Annotated in this window: 16 protein-coding genes and 1 riboswitch; of the genes, 12 read left to right on the top strand and 4 right to left on the bottom strand. The window is 64.1% G+C overall.

The features are described from left to right. Positions 1-71: 71 nt before the first annotated feature. Genes QZ329_RS10625 through QZ329_RS10615 form a run of 3 tightly spaced genes read left to right on the top strand, consistent with a single transcriptional unit; the run spans position 72 to position 3739 of the window. A complete protein-coding gene (locus QZ329_RS10625) occupies positions 72-830 on the top strand; it encodes a TraX family protein (RefSeq protein WP_295752292.1) in 759 nt (252 codons plus the stop codon). A gap of 12 nt (positions 831-842) precedes the next feature. Beyond that, positions 843-1589, top strand: coding sequence for an ABC transporter ATP-binding protein (locus tag QZ329_RS10620; RefSeq protein WP_365351877.1), 747 nt, complete (start codon positions 843-845; stop codon positions 1587-1589). Positions 1590-1591: 2 nt separating this feature from the next. Further along, positions 1592-3739 carry an FtsX-like permease family protein gene (locus QZ329_RS10615; protein ID WP_295752289.1) on the top strand — a complete coding sequence of 716 codons (2148 nt, stop codon included), beginning with the start codon at positions 1592-1594 and terminating at the stop codon, positions 3737-3739. Positions 3740-3858: 119 nt separating this feature from the next. Here QZ329_RS10615 and QZ329_RS10610 read toward each other — a convergent pair whose 3' ends face one another. From QZ329_RS10610 to gltB, 4 genes are all read right to left on the bottom strand, one after another. Beyond that, on the bottom strand, positions 3859-6171 hold the full coding sequence (locus QZ329_RS10610; RefSeq protein WP_295752286.1) for a UvrD-helicase domain-containing protein: 2313 nt from the start codon (positions 6169-6171) through the stop codon (positions 3859-3861). 14 nt (positions 6172-6185) lie between these two features. After that, positions 6186-7037: a hypothetical protein gene (locus QZ329_RS10605; protein ID WP_295752283.1), complete on the bottom strand. Its 852-nt coding sequence runs from the start codon at positions 7035-7037 to the stop codon at positions 6186-6188. A 139-nt stretch (positions 7038-7176) separates the two neighbouring features. Continuing rightward, on the bottom strand, positions 7177-8571 hold the full coding sequence (locus tag QZ329_RS10600) for a glutamate synthase subunit beta (protein WP_295752280.1): 1395 nt from the start codon (positions 8569-8571) through the stop codon (positions 7177-7179). Positions 8572-8587: 16 nt separating this feature from the next. After that, a complete protein-coding gene (gene gltB, locus QZ329_RS10595; RefSeq protein ID WP_295752277.1) occupies positions 8588-13108 on the bottom strand; it encodes a glutamate synthase large subunit in 4521 nt (1506 codons plus the stop codon). A gap of 351 nt (positions 13109-13459) precedes the next feature. Continuing rightward, positions 13460-13559, top strand: a riboswitch (THF riboswitch). Positions 13560-13622: 63 nt separating this feature from the next. Here gltB and QZ329_RS10590 point away from each other — a divergent pair. From QZ329_RS10590 to rnc, 9 genes are all read left to right on the top strand, one after another. Next, positions 13623-14183 (top strand): folate family ECF transporter S component, encoded by a 561-nt coding sequence (locus QZ329_RS10590; protein ID WP_295752274.1) that lies wholly within the window; start codon positions 13623-13625, stop codon positions 14181-14183. A 13-nt stretch (positions 14184-14196) separates the two neighbouring features. Then, a complete protein-coding gene (locus tag QZ329_RS10585) occupies positions 14197-15522 on the top strand; it encodes a folylpolyglutamate synthase/dihydrofolate synthase family protein (protein ID WP_295752272.1) in 1326 nt (441 codons plus the stop codon). Between the two features lie 67 nt (positions 15523-15589). Beyond that, the gene (locus QZ329_RS10580) at positions 15590-16366 is read left to right on the top strand and encodes an RNA methyltransferase (RefSeq protein ID WP_295752270.1); all 777 of its coding nucleotides are present in this window, start codon (positions 15590-15592) and stop codon (positions 16364-16366) included. A gap of 73 nt (positions 16367-16439) precedes the next feature. Then, entirely contained in the window at positions 16440-17645 is a 1206-nt protein-coding gene (gene dprA, locus QZ329_RS10575) for a DNA-processing protein DprA (protein ID WP_295752268.1), read from the top strand. Between the two features lie 37 nt (positions 17646-17682). Further along, positions 17683-20061, top strand: coding sequence for a type I DNA topoisomerase (topA, locus tag QZ329_RS10570; RefSeq protein WP_295752265.1), 2379 nt, complete (start codon positions 17683-17685; stop codon positions 20059-20061). Positions 20062-20482: 421 nt separating this feature from the next. Beyond that, positions 20483-21790: a methylenetetrahydrofolate--tRNA-(uracil(54)-C(5))-methyltransferase (FADH(2)-oxidizing) TrmFO gene (trmFO, locus tag QZ329_RS10565; protein WP_295752263.1), complete on the top strand. Its 1308-nt coding sequence runs from the start codon at positions 20483-20485 to the stop codon at positions 21788-21790. A 34-nt stretch (positions 21791-21824) separates the two neighbouring features. Further along, the gene (plsX, locus tag QZ329_RS10560) at positions 21825-22871 is read left to right on the top strand and encodes a phosphate acyltransferase PlsX (protein WP_295752261.1); all 1047 of its coding nucleotides are present in this window, start codon (positions 21825-21827) and stop codon (positions 22869-22871) included. An 86-nt stretch (positions 22872-22957) separates the two neighbouring features. Continuing rightward, the gene (acpP, locus tag QZ329_RS10555; protein ID WP_295752259.1) at positions 22958-23206 is read left to right on the top strand and encodes an acyl carrier protein; all 249 of its coding nucleotides are present in this window, start codon (positions 22958-22960) and stop codon (positions 23204-23206) included. Positions 23207-23241: 35 nt separating this feature from the next. After that, positions 23242-23776: ribonuclease III (gene rnc / locus QZ329_RS10550; protein WP_295752258.1), on the top strand; the 535-nt coding region annotated here is incomplete at its 3' end.

The following is a 23776-nucleotide window of genomic DNA, read 5'->3' as shown; positions in this document are numbered from 1 at the left end:
GAAGCGGACGTAAGAATTTATAGCCGGACTTCCGTATCAATCGCTGTCACAGAATAAAGGAAGTGCTTGCTATGAATTGGAATTCCATCCGCGCCGCCCTGACCACCCCCACGGAGGTCCCCCGGCAGGGGCCCCGGCTGCAATCGAATCTGGACACAGACCTCTTGAAGCTCATCGCCATCGTATCCATGCTCATCGACCATGTGGGCGCTGCCTTCTTTCCGGAGGTCGGGGCCTTCCGCTGGATTGGGCGGCTGGCGTTCCCGATTTTCTGCTACTGCCTGACCGTGGGACTGCTGTACACCCGTGACATCAAGCGGTATCTGGGCCGCCTGGCGGTGTTCGCCGTGGTCTCTCAGCCCTTCTACGTCCTGGCCTTCCACCCTCACGACTGGATGGTGGACCGGAATTGGAGCAACTGGAACATCTTCTTCACCCTGTTCCTGTCCCTCCTGGCCATGTACGGGCTGAAAGAGCGGAAGTGGTGGCTGTTCCTGGGGGCCTTCTTCGCGGTGAGCTGGTGGAACTTCGACTATTCCGGCATCGGGATTCAATTGATGCTGATTTTCTTCCTCTGCCGGAACCACCCCAAAATTGGTGCGGCCCTCTATGTGCTGACCTACCTGCCCTGCCTCTGGGGCGGCTATCTGGAGGACCCGCTGGCCTTGAAGCTGGGCGGCTTCGCCGTGGACTGGGCTGTGTTTGCCCTGCTGGCCGCGCCGCTGATCTTCCTCCCCACCCGCTCCGGGCTGAAAATCCCCAAGTGGTTCTTCTACGCCTTCTATCCCGCCCATCTTGCCGTCATTGCGGCAATTCAATTCATGCTGTAAGAAAGGATGACTATGATGCTGACTGTAGAAAATCTGTGCAAATCCTACCAAGTGGGAAAGACCTCCTACGAGGTGCTGAAGGGGGTCTCCCTTCAAGTGGGAAAGGGGGAGTTCGTGGCCGTCATGGGCCCCTCCGGCTCCGGCAAGACCACCCTCTTGAACTGCATTTCCTGCTACATCCCCGCCGACTCCGGCAGTATCCGCCTGGGGAAAACCGAGCTGGCCCGCCTGGGGGAGGACGCCCTGGCAGAGGTCCGCAACAAGCAGCTGGGCTTCGTCTTCCAGGACTTCCTCCTGCTGGACGGCCTGACGGTCCGGCAGAACATCCTGCTCCCCGCCATCATCGGCGGCACCGTCTCCGGCATGACGGAGCAGCGGGCGGACCAGCTCTGCGAGGTCTTTGGCATCGCGGGCATCCGGGACAAATACCCGGCGGAGATCTCCGGCGGCGAGAAGCAGCGCACCGCCGTGGCCCGGGCCCTCATCAACCACCCCCTGCTGATTCTGGCCGACGAGCCCACGGGCAACCTGGACAGCAAGTCCACCCGGGCCGTTATCCGCTCCTTTGAGCAGGCCAAGAGCGCTCTGGAAGCCACCATCTTTATGGTGACCCACGACTCCTACGCCGCCTCCTTCTGCGACCGGGTGGTGATTCTCCGGGACGGCGTGGTCTGGAGGGTGCTGGAGAAGGGGGCCACGGAGCGGGAGACGTTCCAGGACCAGCTTCTGGACGCGGTCCGGGAAATGGGGAGGGAGTAACCATGCGCCATTTTTCCGAAGTTTATGCCCTGATGCGCCGGAGGAACAAAAAGCAATACGCGCTCCTCTCGGGCTGCTGCTTTTTCTCCGTGCTGCTGATAACGGCCTATGTCTGCATGATGCGGGCCCCCACGGTGCTGAACGTCCTCCCCGAGGGAGGCGACAGCCGCAAGCAGGTCATGATGATCTTCACCCTGGCGGTCATCGGCTGCGCCGTGTTCACCACCTACGCCTCCGGCCTCTTCTTCCGGCAGAAGTCCCGAGAGACCGGCGTGTTCCTGGCCCTGGGGGCCACCCGGGCCCAGGTGCGGGGGGAGCTGTACCGGGAGCTGGGAGTTATCTCCCTGGGTTCCTGCGCCGCCGGGGCTCTTCTGGGCGGGCCGCTGGCCTGGATTTTGTGGCAGGCTTTTAGGCTTGCCGTGGTGGACACCGAGGAGATGCGGCTGGTGTTTGACCCTAACGCCTATGTATTCTCCCTGGCCTTCTCCGCCTTTGTCATCGCCATGATGTTCTTCCTGGGGAGCCGGTCCGTGAAGCGGACCAACATCATCGACATCGTCCAGGAGTCCCACAAGTCCGAGCCCATCCGGGATGTCCCCCGGTGGTACGGGTTCGTTGGCATCGGCCTGCTGGCCCTGGGGGGCTTTCTGGGCTATATGTCCTCCTTCTTCTTCATAAGCGTTCTCCACTGGTATCCTCCCGAGGGGCTGACCGCGGTCTTTTACGTCCCCGCTTTGATTGGCCTCTATATGATTCTGCTCCACACGGTGGTCAACGGCTGGAACGGGAAAAAGAAGCTCTATAAGGACCTGATCGCCACCAGCCAGATGCGCTTTCAGGGCCGCCAGACGGTGCGGAACATGCTGGTGATGACCCTGCTGATTGCCGGCGCGTACTTCGGCAGCTTCTACACCCCCATGCTGGGCACCGGGTCCATGATCTCCTATGACCAGCGTCCGGTGGATTACGTCTACAACTTCCGGGCGGACCAGGACATTCCCCTGGAGGAGGAGGTCCGGGCCCTGGCGGAGGAGTACGGCGTGACCGTCACGGACTTCGCCGCCGTCCCCATGCTCCGCCTGGCGGTGGACGGCGAGGACCACATTGAGGAGGAGGGCCCCATGGGCACCACCTGGCGCGCGGAGTACAATGAGGTCATGAGCACCGAGCTGTTTCTTTCCGCCTCCGGCTACGAGGCTTTGACGGGGGAGCATGTGGACCTGGCCGGCGGCGAGATTCGCGGCGTCGTCGACACGGAGGGGAGCAAGCTGGGCTTTGCCCCGGACAAGAGCCTCGTGACCAACTATCTGACCGGGGAACAGCTCCCCGTCACGTCCCTGGAGCCCCTGCGCTATGACAGCCTCTTTGCCCGCTATGTGATGAACGACGCCGACTTTGCCGCCCTGGGGGCGGGCCTGACGGAGGAGTGGCGGGAGACCCAGGTCTGCTTCAACGTGGAAAACTGCGAGGAGACCTATGACTTCGCCAAAGCCCTGTTCAACGAGGTTGTGGACCGCTCCACCATCGAGGTGGCCCAGTTCAGAGGCTGGGACCCGGTGGTCCGGGATCGGTACCTGGCGGAGGAGGGCGCTTACTTCCTGGACCGGGAGAACTGCGCGGAATACGGCTTTACCGTCATCGACTACGCTCAGCGGGACAGCTCCGCCTTCCGGATGAACTGGCAGTACATGCCTGAGTTCCGGATTTTGGACAGGATGGACTTTGTAAAGACCTCGGCGGTGTTCCTCATCCTCTTTGTCTTTGTGGCCGTGGTGTGCTTTGCCGCCGTGTTTGTGATCGCCTATACCCGGTGCATGACCATTGCCCTGACAAACCGGAAGGTCTATGACGACCTGAGGCATTTGGGGGCCTCCAACGCCTATCTCCGCCGCTCCGTCCGGGGGCAGGTGAAGCGGGTGTTCCTGGTGCCCGCCCTGGCGGGCACGGGGTTGATCTACGCCTTCTACGTCATGATTATGTACTTCAACGGCAGTCCCGCGGGCATTACGCCCAGCGAGGCGGCGGGCCTTCTGGCCGCCCTGGCGGTGGTGGCGGCGGTCAGCGCCCTGATGTACGGCGTATACCGCCTGACCCTGGCCCAGGTGTGCAGGGCCCTGGATATCCGGCGGCAGACGCCGGAGGCGCGGTGAGGGTTTGTCCGCCGGGGCCGGTACTACGCAGAAATGGGTAAAGCGTGCCGGCATCCTTCATAAAACAAAGTTCCCCGGCGCGGCTGCGCCGGGGAACTTTGTGGTTCGGGGGACAGGGTTCAGTCGGACCGCTCCAGCGTGTGGACGCTCAGGGAGTGGTCCAGGCATTCGGAGTCGCCGTTCTGCTTGTCGCCCAGGAGGATGACGGCGTTTTTGGCTCTGGATACCGTCAGGTAGAGCATGTTGTAGGCCTTGTGAATCAGGTAGTTCTTGGAGACGTCGTTGACGCCCTGGGAAGGCGGAACCCGCGCGCCGTCCACGCCCAGGAGGATGACGGCGCTGAACTCCAGGCCGTTGACGTTGTAGGGCGAGGTGATGAGGACGGCGTTATTCGCCTGCGCGTCCTTCAGCTGGCCGATGTTTCGTCCTTCCAGATAATAGAGGGGACGCCGGATGATATCCTTTAAGCGGGCGATGCTCTCCTTGGTCAGATATTTGTCGTCAAAGGACACAATGGCAATCTGATGGTTTTTGCATTGCAGCGTTTTGAGGATGCCGTCGATCTGCGTTCTCAGCGCTTGCAGCATCTTCTCCTCGTTTTCCGCCATGATGAGTTTGGGGACCTGGCCCGGGTCGTCGCCAATCAAGGGGGAGTCGCCGCCCCTTTTTCGATAAGGGTTCCGGAATCCGGTGTTGAACAGCTGCACTCCGGAGGCGATGAGGGATTTGCAGAAGCTCACGATATACTCGGAACTGCGGAATACATAGTCGTAGTTGAATTCCGTCGCATCAGCGGAGAGCTCCGTTTCGAGATAGCTGCCGCTCAGGTCGCCCCGGTCGCCGATGGCCTGACTGTAATCCAGGGCGAAGCAGATCGGCGTCTGCTCCCGAGCCTTGGTGAGGAAGTGGAAAATATGCTGCTCGTTCAGATTGAAGAGATGAATCTCGTCCACAAAGATGTCGTCGTAGCCATAGTCCGCCCGCTCGCGCCGCCAGATGGGGGCGTTCAGGCTCATGAGGCTCTCGATGGCGATGTCGTCCGTGTCATAAGCCGACATGGACTTGAGCTGCTTTTCGTATTCCATGAAAATGGAATAGATGTATTTCTTGTCCCAGAAGGCTTTGTCGGGAGAGACGGGCAGACCGTTTGGAATGGAGGAGAGTTCCTGGTATTTTTCCCGCAGGCCGTCCGCCCGCCCCTTGATCTGAATGCTGAACTCATGCTGAAGCAAAGAGACCAGCACAGCGCCCGGAGTGCCGTCCAGCACTGCCCGCAGCGGTCCCGAAAGAAATTCCTTGCAGGACTTGTACGAGGTTTTTTGTATGGCGTCGTAGGCGTCCTGAATCAGCATCAGCTGGTATTCCTTGGCGTCGGCGGCGTCCTCGTCAACGGTCTGAACGTCGGTGATGCCCCGATAGCGCTTGCAGTAGGAGAGCAGGGTTATAAATTCGATGGATTGTTCCGCCGAGGGGCGGAGGAATTTTTCGGCGTGGTCCAGAAGACGGAAGGCCGCCTCCGCCTCATAGCGGGCAGATTCGCTGTGGGTGATAAAGAGGATGCTTTTGGTCTTGCCCTCTTCTTCGGCCCGCGTCAACAGGCGGTAGGCCCGCAGGACCATGGAGGTGGTCTTGCCGGTTCCGGCAGGGCCGACAATGCGGATGGGGTGGTTGCAGCTGGGACTGTTTACCACTTCCTGCTGCTTTTTGGTCAGACTGTCATACTGCTCCTGGAAGGTTTTGTAGCGGAAGCTCTTGCTGTCCACCGGAGTGGTTGTGTAGTAATCCTCCAACTGCTGCTGCGGCAGCGCGGCGGTGCTGTGAGCATCCTGCCCGGAGCCGGAGAGAGAGGAGAGAAGGCAAATGTACTCCTCCCCCGCGCGGTTGAGGACGGTGGTGTCCGGCGTCTCCTCGCTTCCGGGGGCGACGACGTCGTCGTTGTACTTGTAGGCCAGAAGCGGATAGGAGACGCCTTGGTCCAGCAGATGGGGGGTGTTGGGCTCCCGCTCGATGACCAGGCGCTTGTTGTCCCGTCCGTTCAGGTTGTAGGAAAAGGGGAAGACCACCAGCTTGGAGTGGTTGACCCGCTCCACGTTGGTAAAGGGCTGGTGGTTCCAGATGCGGATGGCCGCCCGGAACATCCGCTGGAGCACAACCAGCAGGTCCGAAGGGCTGTCCCCCTCGAATTTCAAAAGTTCGCAGGTGGTGAGGTCGACGGTCAGTATGGTCTTGGTGGGCTTCGGCCCGATGAAGACGACGCCGTCTTCCGTCCACTTGATCCGCAGGCGGCTGCCCAGGTGAGAGACATCGCGCCTAGGCCGCCGGATCAGGTCCACGAAGGCGATGCCCTCGTCATGTTCCGTGTTCTGATATTCCCGGCGGCTGGCGAGAAATTCCACCGCGCTTTGTTCAAACAGGATATAGTTGTAATCCAATCGAGACGCCTCCTTTACTGCGCCGGTTCCTTCAGCTCATTTTCCCAATATGTTTTGGCTGCGCTTTTATCAAATTCAACACCAATTCGAATAAAGGCAAAGGAAAAGGATTGCATAAGCCATTCACGATAGGGGGGATGTATGAATTCTTCCGGAAAAATCATGTCATTAGGCTTTTCAAGAAAAAATATTTTTCCGTATTTTGTTCGCTCCTCTTCGGAAAGCTTGTCATAATCCATTTTTTGCTGTTCAATCATGGAGACAGTATGACGGTCAAAAAAGCCAATATCCTGAAAATTTACAATCAGACCGTCTTTGGCATCGTCAGGTTTTTGTTCGCTGGGGTCCGCATAAGAAATGCGGGGTAAAAAGAAATATTGTATTAAACTTCCATCTATAACTGATTTTATATTGCCAATAATCTTATTTTCCAGTTTAGCAAAGAGAGCCTCTACTTCTCTGTCTGTTTTTATTGAAAGATCGTATTCTTTCTTTGCGCCTTTCAGCCGCTGTAGTGCTTTCTGGGCCGTTTTGTCGGTTGATAAGGTAGAAAGGTCTTCTATAATTCCGTCCAAGTCAACTATGGCGGCGTTTTTGTATTCTGATAACCCAGGAACATTCTTCCCATAATCGTTAATCACGCTTTTAAGTTCTGAGAGTTGAGCTTGCGCCGCTGTATAGGCCAATCCCTCCGTCTTCATCCACGTCCGCACGTCCATGGCGGTCAGGTAGTAAAATTTTGACACCTTGCACTGGGCGATGTCACACTCTGCGGTGATGATGACCGCGCTGCACGGCGCGCCCCGATACTGCTCCGAGCGAAGGCCATGTATAATAGTACCCTGTTTAAACTTTCCGTAAACCATTCCACCACTCCGTTCTCTCTATATAAGTATGCGCTGCTGGATTTTTTTATTATACCAGCTCGGGTGGAAAATAACAAGCCCCTCCGCGTGAAAATCAGGGCCTGGGAGGATTTTCTCCCAGGCCCCTTGCGCGCCGTTTTCAAATGCCCCGCACCAGATTGGTGTAGCCCATCAGATATGCGTCCGCCTCGGCGGCGGCGGCCCGGCCCTCGGCAATGGCCCAGACCACCAGAGACGCTCCCCGGCGCATGTCCCCGGCGGCAAAGACCTTCTCCACATTGGTGGCAAAGCTCCCCTCCGGCGTGGAGACGGTATCCCCCGCTTCCACGCCGAAGGCCCGGCAGACCGCCGCGCCGCACCCGGCAAAGCCCGTGGCGGCAATCAGCAGCTGGCAGGGCAGGGTATCCCCCTCCGTGGTGGTCACGGCGGTGAGCCTGCCCTCCTCCGCCGTCAGGCCTTGAATCTGGACGCCGAAGCGCCGGGGGTCCTGCCCCAGGACGGCGGCGGCCTCCTCGTGGGCGTAATCCAGGGGGAGCCTGCCGTCCTGGAGATAGTCCTCTCTGGGGCGGCGGACCAGCTGGGTGACGGACTTGCAGCCCTCCCGCAGGGCGGTGGCCACGCAGTCGCCGGCGGTGTCGCCGGTGCCCACGATGACCACGTCCAGTCCCGCCGCCTCCGGGACGGCGGGGGACTCCTGGAAGCAGTGCCGCTCCACGGCGGCCTTGAGGTACTCCGTGCCGTAGTACACGCCGCTGAGACCGGCGGCGTCCGCCCCCAAGGGCCGGGGCCGCTCCGCGCCGCAGCAGAGAATCACGGCGTCATAGTCCGCCAGCAGCCGCCGGGCCGCGGCGGGGTCCGCGGCGTCCACGCCGGTGACAAAGCTGACGCCCTCCTCCGTCATCAGCTCAATCCGCCGCTGGACGATCTCCTTGGGCAGCTTCATGTTGGGGATGCCGTAGGTCAGCAGGCCGCCGCAGCGGGCCTCCCGCTCCACCACGGTGACGGAGTGGCCCCGGTGGTTCAGCTGGTCCGCCGCCGCCAGTCCCGCCGGGCCGGAGCCCACCACGCAGACCTTTTTCCCGGACCACTGGGGGGGCCGTCTCCGGCGGAGGGTGTGGTTGGCGAAGGCGTCCTCAATGACGCAGAGCTCGTTGTCCCGGATGGTGACGGCGCCGCCGTACCGGCCGCAGACGCAGGCGCCCTCGCAGGGGGCGGGGCAGACCCGGCCTGTGAACTCCGGGAAGTTGTTGGTCTTTAAAAGGCGGCTGAGGGCGTGGCCCCGGTTGCCGGAGAAGATCATGTCGTTCCACTCCGGAATGAGGTTGTGCAGGGGACAGCCGAAGGTCCGCCCCTCGTAGATCATGCCGCTCTGGCAGAAGGGGACGCCGCAGTTCATGCAGCGGGCACCCTGCTCCTCCCGGGCGCTGTCGGGGAGGGGGAGGTGAAACTCCTCCCAGTCCCGGACCCGCTCCTCCGGAGGCCGGACGGGAGCGCCGGCGCGGATGTACTCCAAAAATCCTGTGGTCTTTCCCATGTCTCGCGTCCTCCTCTCAGGCCCTGGTGTTGGCGTAAAACGCCTGGATTTCCGCCTGCTCCCGGCTCATGCCCTTCTCCTCGAACTGGGCGATGGAGCGGAGCATCCGGTCATAGTCTCTGGGTATGATGCGCTTGAAGCACGGCACGTAGGATTTGAACGCCGCCAGAATCTTCTTCCCCCGGGGGGACCCGGTGGCGGCCACGTGGGCCTCGATGAGGTCCCGGAGCTCCTGGATGTCATGGGGCTCCGTCAGGGTGTCCGTCAGCACCTGCTCCTTGTTCAGACGGAGATAGAGGTCGTGATTCTCGTCCAGCACGTAGACGATGCCGCCGGACATGCCCGCCGCGAAGTTCTTCCCCGTGGGGCCCAGGATGACCACCCGGCCGCCGGTCATGTACTCGCAGCCGTGGTCGCCCACGCCCTCCACCACCGCTGTGGCCCCGGAGTTGCGGACGCAGAACCGCTCGCCGGCCCGGCCGTTGATGAAGGCCGTGCCGGAGGTGGCGCCGTAGAGGGCCACGTTGCCCACGATGATGTTCTCGCCGGGGTCGAAGGGGCTGGCCTTGGGAGGATAGACCACGATTTTGCCGCCGGAGAGGCCCTTGCCCAGGCCGTCGTTGCAGTCGCCCTCCATGGTCAGGGTCAGACCCCGGGGGATGAAGGCCCCGAAGGACTGCCCGCCGCCGCCATGACAGTGGATGACATAGCTGTCCTCCGGCAGACCGCCGCCCAGCTGCCGGGTGATCTCGGAGCCGAAGAGGGTTCCAAAGGAGCGGTCCGTGGAGGTGACCGGAAGGTCCAGCGTCCCGGACTTTTTCGTCTTCAGGGTCCGGCCCATCTTCTCCAGCAGTACGCGCATGTCCGCCGTCCGCTCCAGGTGGAAGTCGAAGGCGGCGGCGGGGTCGAAGTGGGGGACATGCTCGCCGAAGGGGTTTTGCAGCAGCCCTTCCAGCGTCAGGGTCTCCGCCCGGTGGGTGACCAGATGCTCCCGGACCTGGAGCAGGTCCCCCCGGCCCACCAGCTCGTCCACGGTGCGCACGCCCAGGGCGGCCATGTGCTCCCGCAGCTCCTGGGCCACGAAGGTCATGAAGTTGACCACGTGCTCCGGCTTGCCGGCAAAGCGCTTGCGGAGCAGGGGATTCTGAGTGGCGATGCCGGCGGGGCAGGTGTCCAGATTGCACACCCGCATCATGCAGCAGCCCAGGGCCACCAGGGGGGCCGTGGCGAAGCCGAATTCCTCCGCCCCCAGCATGCAGGCGATGGCCACGTCCCGGCCGGTCATCAGCTTGCCGTCCGCCTCGATCAGCACCTGATGCCGCAGACCGTTTTGAATCAGGGTCTGGTGGGCCTCGGCCACGCCCAGCTCCCAGGGGAGGCCCGCGCCGTGAATGGAGCTGCGGGGGGCCGCGCCGGTGCCGCCGTCGTGTCCGGAGATGAGGACCACCTGGGCCCCGGCCTTGGCGACGCCGGCGGCGATGGTGCCCACCCCCGCCTCGCTGACCAGCTTGACGCTGATGCGGGCGTGACGGTTGGCGTTTTTCAGGTCGTAAATCAGCTGGGCCAGGTCCTCGATAGAGTAGATGTCGTGGTGGGGCGGCGGGGAGATGAGGGTGACGCCGGGAGTGGAGCAGCGGGTCTTGGCAATCCAGGGGTAGACCTTCTTCCCCGGGAGGTGTCCGCCCTCGCCGGGCTTGGCCCCCTGGGCCATTTTGATCTGAATCTCCTGGGCGCTGTTCAGATATTCGCTGGTGACGCCGAAGCGGCCGGAGGCCACCTGCTTGATGGCGGAGCAGCGCTGGTCGTGGAGACGCTCCCGGGCCTCGCCGCCCTCGCCGGAGTTGGACTTGCCCCCGATACGGTTCATGGCGACGGCCATGCACTCGTGGGCCTCCTGCGAGATGGAGCCATAGCTCATGGCCCCGGTTTTGAAGCGCCGGACAATGGACTCCACCGGCTCCACCTCCTCCAGGGGGACGCCGCCGTCCTTGCCGCAGCGGAAGTCCAGCAGGCCCCGGAGGGTGTGGGGCTTGTCGGCGAAGTCCACCAGGGCGGAGTACTGCTTGAAGACGGAGTAGTCCCCCTCTTGGACCGCCTTTTGGAGCAGGAGGATGGTCCGGGGGCTGTACATGTGGTCCTCCTTGTCGGGGCCGGAGCGGAGCTTATGGCCCCCCAGGGAGTCCAGCGTGGCGTCATAGCCCAGGCCCAGGGGGTCGAAGGCCTGGTTGTGGTTCCACTCCACGCCCTCGCCGATCTCCTCCAGCCCGATGCCGCCCACCCGGCTGACGGTGTTGGTGAAGTACTTGTCCACCACCTCTTTGCGGATGCCCAGGCACTCGAAGATCTGGGCGGACTGATAGGACTGGATGGTGGAGATGCCCATTTTGGAGGCGATCTTCACTATGCCGTGGAGGATGGCGTTGTTGTAGTCGCTGACGGCGGCGCCGGGGTCCTTGTCCAGCATTCCCAGGGCGATCAGCTCCTCCACGCACTCCTGGGCCAGATAGGGGTTGATGGCCTGGGCGCCGTAGCCCAGCAGCGCGGCGAAGTGATGGACGTCCCGGGGCTCGGCGCTCTCCAGAATGACGGAGACGGCGGTGCGCTTTTTCGTTCGGACCAGATGCTGCTCCAGGGCGCTGACCGCCAGCAGGGAGGGGATGGCCATATGGTTCTCGTCCACGCCCCGGTCGGAGAGAATCAGGATGTTGGCCCCGTGCTTATAGGCCCGGTCCACGTTGACAAAGAGCCGGTCCAGGGCGTGCTCCAGGGGCATGGACTTGTAGTACAGCAGGGAGATGGTCTCCACCTGGAAGCCGGGGCGGTCCATGTAGCGGATTTTCATCAGGTCCACGGAGGTGAGAATGGGGTTGTGGATTTGCAGCACGGCGCAGTTCTCCGCCCGCTCCTGAAGGAGGTTGCCGCCGGTGCCCACATAGACCGTGGTGTCCGTGACCACCTCTTCCCGGATGGCGTCCATGGGCGGGTTTGTCACCTGGGCGAAGAGCTGCTTGAAATAGTTGAAAAGGGGCTGGCGCCGCTCGCTGAGGACGGCGAGGGGCGTGTCCACCCCCATGGCGGAGGTGGGTTCGGCGCCGTCTCTGGCCATGGGGAGGATGGACTCCTTGATGTCCTCGTAGGTATAGCCGAAGGCCTTGTACAGCCGGTCCCGCAGGGCCTGGGGGTGGGTCTCCACCCGCTTGTTGGGGATGGGCAGGTCCCGGAGGTAGACCAGGTGCCGGTCCAGCCACTCGCCGTAGGGCTGGCGGAGGGCATAGCGGCGCTTGAGCCCGGCGTCGTCCACCAGGCGGCCCTCCCGCAGGTCCGCCAGCAGCATTTTCCCCGGCTGGAGGCGGGACTTCTTCACGATCTCCTCCGGCGGGATGTCCAGCACCCCCACTTCGGAGGACAAAATCAGCCTCTGGTCCCGGGTAAGATACCACCGGCAGGGCCGCAGGCCGTTCCGGTCCAGCACCGCGCCCACGGTGTCCCCGTCGGAGAAGACGATGGCGGCGGGACCGTCCCAGGGCTCCATCATGGTGGCGTAGTAGTGGTAGAAATCCCGCTTCTCCCGCTCCATCCGCTTGTCGCCCGCCCAGGGCTCCGGAATGCACAGCATCACCGCCTGGGGCAGCTCCACGCCGTTCATCATCAGAAACTCCAGGGTGTTGTCCAGCATGGAGGAGTCGGACCCGCTCTGGTCCACCACCGGGAGAACCTTGTCCATGTCCTCCTCCATGATGGGGGAGGACATGGTCTCTTCCCGGGCGAGCATCCGGTCCACGTTGCCCCGGATGGTGTTGATCTCCCCGTTGTGGAGGATGCAGCGGTTGGGGTGGGCCCGCTCCCAGGAGGGATTGGTGTTGGTGGAAAAGCGGGAGTGGACCAGGGCGATGGCGCTCTCGCAGTCCGGGTCGGTCAGGTCGGCGTAGAACCGCCGGAGCTGCCCCACCAGGAACATGCCCTTGTAGACGATGGTCCGGCTGGAGAAGGAGGGAACGTAGGTGTTGACGCTGGACTGCTCGAAGACCCGGCGGGCCACGTACAGCTTCCGGTCAAAATCCAGGCCCCGGGGGCAGTCCTCCGGACGGCGGACGAAGCACTGGTAGATCCGGGGCATGCAGCTGCGGGCCTTCTCCCCCAGGATTTCCGGGTGAATGGGCACCGCCCGCCAGCCCAGAAACTGCATGCCCTCCTTGGCGACGATGATCTCCAGCATTTTCATGGCCTGGGCCCGCTTGAGGCTGTCCTCCGGAAAGAAGCACATGCCCACGCCGTAGTCCCGCTCCTCCCCCAGGGAGACGCTTTCGGCGGCGGCGGCCTTGACCATGAGCTTGTGGGGAATTTGCAGCAGCAGGCCCACGCCGTCTCCGGTCTCTCCGGCGGCGTCCTTTCCGGCCCGGTGCTCCAGCTTCTCCACGATCTTCAGCGCGTCGTCCACCGTGCGGTAGGTCTTCCGGCCCCCCAGGTCCACCACGGCGCCGATGCCGCAGGCGTCATGCTCGAAACGGGGATCGTACAATGGTGAGGTGGTAAACATGAAAATCTCCCCTTTATCACTTTAACGCAGAAAATAAATGAAGTTAAAAACAGGAGAGCCTCCGCCCGCGAGGGGGACGCTGCTCTCCCTGTAGGGTGATTATACGAGAGGAAAAGCCGCCCTGTCAACGGTTTTTCCGCTGGAAGCGGGACCTTCCCCCGGATTTCAGAGACTGCGCCAAAAGCGGAATCCCCGCTGGGGAGACCTTTGTGCAATTTCCCTACGGCGCACGAATGTTTTTCTGCGGAGAACAATTTGCCGGCGGCGGACGAGGGGGCCGCGCAGAAGGGGGTTGATTTTCAAAACGGATTGCCTTATGATAAGACCATCTCCGGTAAGAGCCGGGGGACAGGCAGAGTAGGGACGCGCGTGTAAAAGTGCCGGAGAGACGGGGAGTTGCTTTCCGGACGAAGGGAGAAATCCCGCAGTGCGCGCCCCGCATCCCGCTGCCGCATACGGGAACGGGCTTCCTCTGTGCGGCATACTGCCGCATTCAAAAAGAGGAGGTTTTTTTATGCCCGGAACAAATGTGAAACGTGTGAGAAGACTGTGCTGCGCCGCCATGCTGGCGGCCATGTACCTGCCCCTGTCGCTCTATGCGGCGGTGCAGGTGGGGAATGTGCGGATTTCCTTCGGCTCGCTGCCGGTGGTGGTGGCCGCGCTGCTCTTCGGCCCGCTGGACGCGGTGGTCGTGGCGATGGTGGGGGAGTTTTTTAAGCAGATTTTGACCTTCGGCGTCACCTACACCACGGCGCTGTACCTGATTCCCCCGGCGCTGCGGGGCCTGGTGGTGGGCGCCGGGGCGCTGCTGCTGCGCAAACGGGGCCAGCGCCTGGAGGAGCGGCGGACGCTGTGCTATGGCGTCTGCGTCCTGGCGGCGGTCCACACCACCGTGGGCAACACCCTGGTGAACTGGCTGGACAGCGTGCTGATGGGCTACTACTTTCCCGGCTTGATTCTGGGGGACTTGGTCTGGCGGCTTGCCGTGGGAATGCTCAACGCCGTGCTCATGGCCGCCCTGGCCATTCCTCTGGTGCAGGCCCTCCGGCGGCGGAGCGCCGCCTGGAATTTCTAAAGGAGGCGAGGGCATGACAGGAGAAGAGGCGGAGGCCTATATCCACTCCTTCGGCTGGGAGTCCCGCGCCCCGGGACTGGGCCGCATCCGGGAGCTGCTCCGCCGCCTGGGGGACCCCCAGAAGGGACAGAGAATTCTCCACGTAGCGGGCACCAACGGCAAGGGCAGCGTCTGCGCGTGTCTTGCCTCCATACTGGAGGCGGCGGGATACCGGACGGGGCTGAACACCTCGCCCCACCTGGAGCGCTTTAGCGAGCGCATCCGGGCCGGCGGAAGGGAGATTTCCGGGGAAGACCTGGGGGCGGTGACGGAGCGGGTCCGTTCCGCCGCCGGGGCCATGGGGGAGCACCCCACGGAATTCGAGCTGATCACCGCCGCCGCGTTTTTGTACTTCCAGCGGATGGACTGCGACGTCCTCGTGCTGGAAACCGGCCTGGGCGGGGCGCTGGACGCCTCCAACGTCATTGACGCCCCGGAGCTGGCGGTGCTCACCGCCATGGGCATGGACCACGCCGCCATTCTGGGCCCCTCCCTCCGGGAGATCGCCGCCGCCAAGGCTGGCATCATCAAGCCGGGGACCGAGGTGGTCAGCCGGGGAGGCTGCCCCGAGGCGGACGCGGTTTTCCGCCGGGTCTGCCGGGAACAGGGGGTAAGGCTCACGGAGCTGGACCTGGACCGGCTGACCCTCCGGCGTCTGAGCCTGGAGGGAGCGGTTTTCGACTTCGCCCCCTGGGAGGGACTGACGGTTCCCCTGGCGGGAGCGTATCAGGCGGAAAACGCCGCCCTGGCCCTGACGGCGGTGGAGCGCCTGCGGGAAAAGGGCTGGCGCATTCCGGAGGAGGCGGTCCGCCGGGGGCTGGCCGCCGTCCGCTGGCCCGGGCGCTTCGAGGTGCTGGGCCGGGACCCCGTCTTCCTGCTGGACGGCGCCCACAACGCCCACGGAATGCGGGCGGCGGCGGAGAGCCTGCGCCGCCTCCTCCCGGGCAAAAAAATTACCTTGCTTCTGGGTATCCTGGCGGACAAGGACGCCGGGGATATGCTGGACCTGCTGGTCCCCCTGGCGGAGCGGGTGTTCGTTCTCCGGCCGGACAGCCCCAGGGCTATGGCCCCGGAGACGCTGTGCGCCCTGCTGGCGGAGCGGGGGGCGGAGGCCCGGCCCTGCGCCGGTGTGGAAGCGGGGATCGAGGCCGCTCTGGCGGCGGCGGGACGGGACGGGACGGTCTGCGCCCTGGGGTCTTTGTATCTCTGCGGCGAGGTCCGCCGGGCGTTCTTTCAAAATTTCTCTTCCCCCGGCGGCTTGACAAGCCGGGAAGATGCCTTTATGATAAGAAAGAATTGACAGACCGCGCGGTCCGCTGGGAAACGGGATTTCTCTTCGGCCGCCGGAGAAGGGGAGGAGACCAGTTATGGAAATGATTACCAGCCGAAGCAACTCCCTCTGCGTGCATTTCCGGAAGCTGGCCTCCTCCCGTTCTTATCGAGAAGAAACGGGAGAATTTTTGTGCGACAGCCCCAAACTCCTCCGGGAGGCGGCGCAGTGGAGCGCGCCGGTCACCGCGCTGTTGTACACGGAGGGGGCGGAGCTGCCGCCTCTTCCCGGCGGCGTCCGGGCGGCGAGGGTCAGCGAGGGCGTCATGCGCTCCGTCAGCCCCATGGAGACCCCCCAGGGGGTGGTGTTTTCCTGCGCCTTTGCGCCCCGGGGCCTGCCGGAGCGGCTGGAGGAGGCCGGACGTCCCCGGTTTCTGGTGCTGGACGGCGTCCAGGACCCCGGGAACGTGGGAACCATCCTCCGGACGGCGGACGCCTTCGGTTCCGCGGTGATTCTGCTTCCCGGCTGCGCCGACCTCTATAATCCCAAGACCGTCCGGGCGGGAATGGGCGTGCATTTCCGCTCCGCCGTGTACCGTTGCGCCCTTCCGGAGCTGGCGGCGCGCCTGAGGGAGGCGAACCTGCCCCTTTACGGCGCGGCTTTGCGGGAGGATACGGCGGACGTCCGGGAGGTGGACCTGCGCCGCTGCGCCGTGGCCGTGGGCAGCGAGGGCCGGGGCCTCTCGGCGGAGGTGCTGGCGGCCTGTGACCGGACGGTCCGGATTCCCATGGAGGCGCGCTGCGAGTCCTTGAACGCGGCTTCCGCCGCGTCGGTGCTGCTGTGGGAGGCGGCCCGGCAAACAATTTCAATTTAACGCTTGCAATTGTACGCCGTTTCATATAGTATAAAGAACCTTAAGAGCCCTGGGGGGAAGGAGGGGACGGGAGATGCTGAAATACTGGGTTTGGCTGGCGGAGCTGCCGGGAGTGCAAAACCAGGCGCGGCTGGCCCTTCTGCGGCACTTCGGGTCGCCGGAGGACATCTTTTTCGCCGACCGGGAGGAGCTGCTTCTGGCCGAGGACGTGCCCCCGGCGCAGGCGGAACGGGCGCTGAACCGGGACCTGTCCGCCGCGAACCGCATTCTGGCGGACTGCCAGCGGCTGGGCCAGCGCATTTTGACCATTCAGGACGCGGAGTATCCCCAGCGGCTTCGGAATATCTATGATCCGCCGGTGCTGCTGTACGTCCGGGGCCGCCTGCCTGCCTTTGACGAGGAGGCCGCCGTGGCCGTGGTGGGCACCCGGGAGTGCACGCCTTACGGCAGGGCCTGTGCCGAGCGGCTGGGCTGGGGTCTGGCCTCCGGCGGCGCGCTGGTGGTGACGGGCCTTGCCAAGGGCGTGGACGCCTCCGCCGCCCGGGGAGCCCTCCGGGCGGGGGGAGCCGTGGTGGGCGTGACGGGCAACGGATTGGACGTTTATTATCCATATGAGAACCGGGAGCTGTACGACGATGTGGCCGCCGCAGGGGCGCTGCTCTCCGAGTATCCGCCGGGCACGGAGGCGGACGGCTGGCATTTCCCGGTGCGCAACCGGATTTTGTCCGGCCTCAGCGTGGCGGCGCTGGTGGTGGAGGCTCCGGAGAGAAGCGGGGCGCTGATTACCGCCCGTCTGGCCCTGGAGCAGGGGCGGGACGTCTACGCCGTTCCCGGGCCCATCGACGCGCCGGACAGCGTGGGCTGCAACCGCCTGATTCGGGACGGCGCGGGACTGGCGGCGGAGGCCGGGGACATTCTGCGGGACTACAAGGCCCGCTTCCCGGATAAACTCCGCATCCGGGAAGCGGCCTGGACCCCCGCGCCCGGCCGGCGGCGGACTCCGCCCCTGTCCGAGCCGGCGGCCCCGGAGCCGGAGGACGCCGGCCCGGAGAAGCCGGAGGCGCCGCCTCCGGTCAGTCCCTCCGGCCTCACGGACGACCAGATAGCGCTTTTGCGGATTCTGGACCCGGAGAAGCCGGCGCAGGTGGACGATTTGATTGCGGATACCGGCGTGCCCGCCCGGCGGGTCTCGTCGGCGCTGACCATGCTGGAGATTGACGGCATGGTCTGCCAGCACAGCGGAAAGCGGTACACCCGGACCGTGACGCTGGCGGAATAACCCCCTCCCGCGGGGCGGGAGACACACGGAGGTAGCTATGGCAAAGCAGTATCTGGTCATCGTGGAATCCCCGGCGAAGGCCAAGACCATCGGAAAGTATCTGGGGAAGGAGTACACCGTCAAGGCCTGCATGGGCCACCTGCGGGACCTGCCCAAGAGCAAGCTGGGCGTGGACCCGGAGCAGGATTTTGAGCCGGTCTATCAGCCCATCAAGGGCAAGGAAGATATCATCAAAGACCTGAAAAAGTCCGCCAAGACGGCGGACACCGTCTATCTCGCCACCGACCCGGACCGGGAGGGCGAGGCCATCTCCTGGCATCTCAAGCAGCTTCTGGGCCTTACGGACGAGAAGACGCGGCGGGTGACCTTCAACGAGATCACCAAAAAGGTGGTGCAGGAGAGCATCCAGTCTCCCCGGGGCATCGACCAGAATCTGGTGGATGCCCAGCAGGCCCGCCGTATTCTGGACCGGCTGGTGGGTTATGAGCTCAGCCCCCTCCTGTGGAAGAAAATCCGCCGGGGCCTCTCCGCCGGACGGGTCCAGTCCGTGGCCACCCGGATGGTGGACGACCGGGAGCGGGAGATCGAGGCGTTCCAGCCCGAGGAATACTGGACATTGGACGCGGGCCTTCTGGGCCGGAACCGGCCCTTCACCGCCCGCTATCACGGGAAGGACGGCAAGAAGGCGGAGCTGAAGAGCCAGGCCGAGGTGGACGCCGTCATCCATGAGACGGAAAACGCCGCCTTCTCGGTGAAGAACGTGAAGCGCACCGACAAACAGCGCAGTCCCTCGCCGCCCTTCACCACCTCCACCATGCAGCAGGAGGCCTCCCGCAAGCTGAGCATGACCCCCCGGCGGACCATGGCCATCGCCCAGCAGCTCTACGAGGGCGTGGATATCGCCGGGGAGGGCACCGTGGGTCTTATCACCTATATGCGGACCGACTCTCTGCGCCTTTCCGAGGAGGCGCTGGCGGACGCCAAGGAGTTCATCGTAGGCCGCTACGGCGGCGACTATGCCAAGACGAACCGCTATAAGGCCAAGGCCAACGCCCAGGACGCGCACGAGGCCATCCGCCCCAGCAACGTCCGCTGGACGCCGGAGGACCTGAAGGCGGACCTCACCGGAGAGCAGTACCGGCTCTACCGCCTGATCTGGAGCCGGTTTGTGGCCTGCCAGATGTCCAACGCCGTGTATGACAGCGTCTCCGTGGAGATTGAGGCGGCGGGGCACGACTTCCGGGCCAGCTCCTCCAGCCTGAAATTCTCCGGCTATACCGCCGTCTATGAAGAGGGCAAGGACGAGGAGAAGGAGGAAAAGGAGTCCCCCCTGCCGGAGCTTCAGGAGGGGGACGCCCTGGAGCTGAAGAGCTTCGCCCCGAACCAGCATTTCACCCAGCCCCCCGCCCGGTACACGGACGCCTCCCTCATCCGGGCCATGGAGGAGCAGGGCATCGGCCGTCCCTCCACTTACGCGCCCACGGTGTCCACGATTCTGGACCGGGCCTATGTGGAGAAGGAGGGCAAGTATTTAAAGATCACCAACCTGGGCCGGGTGGTGACGGAGCTGATGAAGGACAAATTCACCGACATCGCGGACCTCCAGTTCACCGCCCACATGGAGGAGAAGCTGGACTCCGTGGAGGGGGGCAGCATTCCCTGGAAGGGGGTCCTCCGGGACTTCTATGGGGATTTTGACAAGAACCTCAAGCAGGCGGAGCAGGACCTGGAGGGCGTGCGCATTAAGGTGCCCGACGAGGTCTCCAGCGAGATCTGCCCGGAGTGCGGGCGGAATCTGGTGGTGAAGACAGGACGCTTCGGCCGCTTCCTGGCCTGCCCCGGGTTCCCGGAGTGCAGCTTCACCATGCCCCTGGTGGTGGAGATGCCGGGCCGCTGCCCCAAGTGCGGCGGGCGGCTGATGAAGCGCACGGGGAAGAGCAAGAAGAGCGGCAAGCAGTACACCTACTACTGCTGTGAGCATTCGACCAGCAAAAACGAGGCGGAGAAGTGCGACTTCATGACCTGGGACGTGCCGGTGAAGGACGACTGCCCGCTGTGCGGCCATACCCTCTTCAAGAAGGCGGGCCGGGGCGCGAGGAAGCCCTTCTGCATCAACCCGGAGTGCGCCAACTTCCTGCCGGAGGAGAAGCGGGGCTATCCCAAGTACACCAAGAAGGCGGACGGGGAGCCGGAGCCCGAGGCGGCGGAGGAGTCCGCCGGGCAGGAGCCCGCCGGGAAGAAGGAGGCGGCGAAGACCGCCAAGGTGTCCGCCGGGAAGAAGACAGCGGCGAAGACCGCCAAGGCGGCTTCCACGAAGAAGACCACAGCGAAAACCGCCGCCAAGAAGACCACGACGGCCAAGAAGACCGCCGCCAAGAAAGCGGCGGCGAAGAAGACCGAGACGCCGGAGGGCTAAGAAAGCTCTCTGGCGGCGGCAAAGGCGGCCTGGAACATGGCCTCTTTATCCAGGTTGACCCGGAGGGCCATCGGCAGGCTGCCGTCTATCTGCCAAGGCAGGAGCCATCCGGCATCCCAGCCGCAAAAACTGCCAGGGCAGCGGCAGCGGAAAGAGGAGAAAGTCGATTCGGCGCCCGCCAAACCCCCCGCCCGCACCGAGCCGCGGGCAGGGACATGCGTACCCGAAAACCAGTCCCCAGGCGCGCCCCCGTCCCACGTTTGAAAACGTCTTTTTCTCTTTTGGACCGTGCACGGCCCGTTTTCTCTTTTTCTGCGTATCAGAAAAAGAGAAAACGGGGGGTGCAAAGGACCAGCTATCTTCATAGCTGAATCCCCCCGCCCGCCAGGGCGAGCCAAAACTCCCCCCACGGAGGTACCCCATGAACATAACGGTTATCGGCGCCGGCCTCGCCGGCAGCGAATGCGCCTGGCAGCTGGCCAAGCGCGGCGTCCAGGTGACGCTTCGGGAGATGAAGCCGGAAAAAAAGACCCCCGCCCACGAGACGGAGTACTTCGCGGAGCTCTGCTGTTCCAACTCCCTCCGAAGCGACCAGCTGGAAAACGCCGTCGGCCTTTTGAAAGAGGAGCTCCGCCGTCTGGACTCCCTGATCCTCTCCTGCGCCGACGCCACCCGGGTGGAGGCCGGCGGGGCCCTGGCGGTGGACCGCCACGGCTTCGCCGCGCTGGTGACGGAGAGGGTGCGGAACCACCCCAACATCACCGTGGTCCCCGGCGAGGTCACGGACCTTCCGGAGGGCGAGGTGGTCGTTGCCTCCGGCCCCCTGACCTCCGACGCGCTGGCGGCGCGCCTCCAGGCCCTGCTGGGGGACGATTCCGCCCTCCATTTCTACGACGCGGCGGCCCCCCTGGTCTCCGCCGAGAGCATCGACATGGAGCGGGCCTGGATGGGCTCCCGCTATGACCGGGGCACGGCGGACTATATCAACTGTCCCATGGACGAGGCGGAGTACGACGCCTTCTGGCGGGCCCTCACCACCGCCCAGGAGGCGGAGGTTCACGGCTTTGAGGACAAGAAGGTCTTCGAGGGCTGCATGCCGGTGGAGGTCATGGCCCGCCGGGGACGGGAAACCCTTTGCTACGGTCCGCTGAAGCCCCGGGGCCTGACGGACCCCCGGACGGGGAAGGAGCCCTACGCCGTGGTCCAGCTCCGGCGGGACAACCGGGAGGGCAGCGTCTATAACCTGGTGGGCTTTCAGACCCACCTCCGCTTCCCGGAGCAGCGGCGGGTGTTCTCCATGATTCCCGCCCTTCATGCCGCGGAGTTTTTGCGCTATGGCGTGATGCACCGGAACACCTTCCTGAACTCCCCCCGGTTGCTGGACCGCTATTACCGGCTGAAGGCGGAACCCCGCGTCTCCTTCGCCGGGCAGATGACCGGGGTGGAGGGCTATGTGGAGTCCGCCGCCAGCGGCTTCCTGGCGGGCGTGGAGACGGCCCGGCGGCTGCGGGGTCTGCCCCCGGCGGACTTCCCCCAGGAGACCGCCGTGGGCGCGCTGGCGCTGTATATCTCCAACCCGTCCGTCACGGCGTTCCAGCCCATGAATATCAACTTCGGCATCATGCCCCCGCTGGACCGCCGGGTCCGGGGGAAGCGGAACAAGAACGCGGAGCTGTCCCGGCGGTCCCTGGAGATCATCGAGGGGCTGCGGGATACCGTATTGGAGTAAACGCGAGAGAAACAAACGCAAGGGAGGGCCAAGCATGAAGATCATTGTGGACGCCATGGGCGGCGACAACGCCCCTCTGGCCGTCGTCCAGGGGGCGCTGGAGGCCCACAGGGAGTGCGGCACGGACGTGATCCTGGTGGGCCGGATGGCGGATATCCTGAAGGCCGTGGAGCAGTGCGGGGAGAAGAATCTGCCCGCCGGGGTGGAACTCCGGGACGCCACGGAGGTGGTGGAGATTGCCGACGACCCCGCCACCGCTTTCAAGAGGAAAAAGGACTCCTCCCTGACGGTGGGCCTGCGGCTGCTGAAGGACGGGGAGGGGGACGCCTTCGTCTCCGCCGGGTCCACCGGGGCGCTGCTGGCGGGGGCGACCCTGGTGGTCAAGCGCATCCGGGGCATCCGCCGGGCGGCCATGGGGCCGGTGCTGCCTACGGCGGAGGGGCGGATGCTCCTGTGCGACTGCGGGGCCAACGCGGAGTGTACGCCGGAGTACCTGCTCCAGTTCGCCTACCTGGGGAATTACTACGCCAAGCGGGTGCTGGGGATCGAGCGGCCCCGAGTTGCCCTTTTGAACATCGGCGCCGAGGCGGAGAAGGGGGACCCCCTCCGCCAGGAGACCCACGCGCTGCTGGCAGAGGCCGGGGCGGCGGGGCGGCTCCGCTTTGTGGGAAATCTGGAGGCCGGGGACGCCATGCTGGGCGGGGCCGATGTGCTGGTAGCCGACGGCTTCACCGGAAACGTCATGCTGAAATCCCTGGAGGGCACCGGGAAGTTCCTCTTGAAGGAGCTGAAAAAGGTCTTCCTCTCCAGCGCCAGGACGAAGATCGCGGCGGGCCTGGTGAAGGGAGACCTGGCGGCGATGAAAAAGCTGCTGGACCCCAGCGAGGTGGGGGGCACGCCCTTCCTGGGAATTTCCAAGCCCGTCATCAAGGCCCACGGCTCCTCGGACGCCCGGGCCATCCGCAACGCCATCCTCCGGGCGGAGGAATACGCCGCCAGCGGCTTCATCGCCGACGTCCAGGAGAACATCGAACAGATGAAAGTGGGCGGAGACCGGCAAAATTTGCCGGATGCCCCTTGACAGCAGCGCGGCTCTTGCCGTATGATAAGCTTCATGAAAGGCCGATCGCGCTGAAATCAGTCAAGTCTTTAAGGAGTGAAACAGCAATGTCAAACGAAGAAATTCTGAAAGTGCTGCGGGAGCTGGTGGCGGAGCAGTTTGCCAAGGAGCCGGAGGACATCACCATGGACACCTCCTTCGAAGGGGACCTGGGCGCAGATTCCGTGGACCTGGTGGAACTGGTCATGGCCATGGAAGAGGAATTCGAAGTGGGCGAAATTGAAGAGGAAGAGCTGAGCTCTTTGAAGACCGTGGGCGACGCGGTGAACTATCTTGCCGGCAAGCTGAATAAATAAAGCGAGTAAAGGCGCTTTTGAGGCGGGGGACCGTTATGCAGGAACTGGAGAAACAACTGAATTACATCTTTCGGAACCCGGCCCTGCTGGAGGAGGCCCTGCGCCACAGCTCTTATGCCAACGAGCACCGGACGGACCGGCTCTCCAGCAACGAACGGCTGGAGTTTCTGGGGGACTCCGTTCTGGGCTTTGTGACGGCGGAATTTCTCTTCACCCAGCATCCGGACCTGCCGGAGGGGGACCTGACCCGCATTCGGGCGGCCCTGGTCTGCGAGCAGAGCCTGTACGAGGTGGCCCGGAAATTGAATCTGGGAGCCTATTTGAAGCTGGGCCGGGGCGAGGAGTCCGGCGGAGGCCGGACCCGGACATCCATCCTGGCCGACGCCACGGAGGCGGTGTTTGCGGCGGTGTACCTGGACGGGGGTATCGCCGCCGCCTCGGAGCTGATTCACCGCTGCCTTCTGGAGGCCGAGCGGGAAGAGGTGGTGGAGGAACGCCGCCGGGATTACAAGACCGCCCTCCAGGAGCTGGTCCAGCGTCAGGCGGATCAGGTGCTGACCTACCGCATGG

It is taken from the genome of uncultured Oscillibacter sp., assembly GCF_910579365.1.
GTDB lineage: Bacteria > Bacillota > Clostridia > Oscillospirales > Oscillospiraceae > Oscillibacter.
This window is presented reverse-complemented; position numbering and strand designations above follow the sequence as displayed.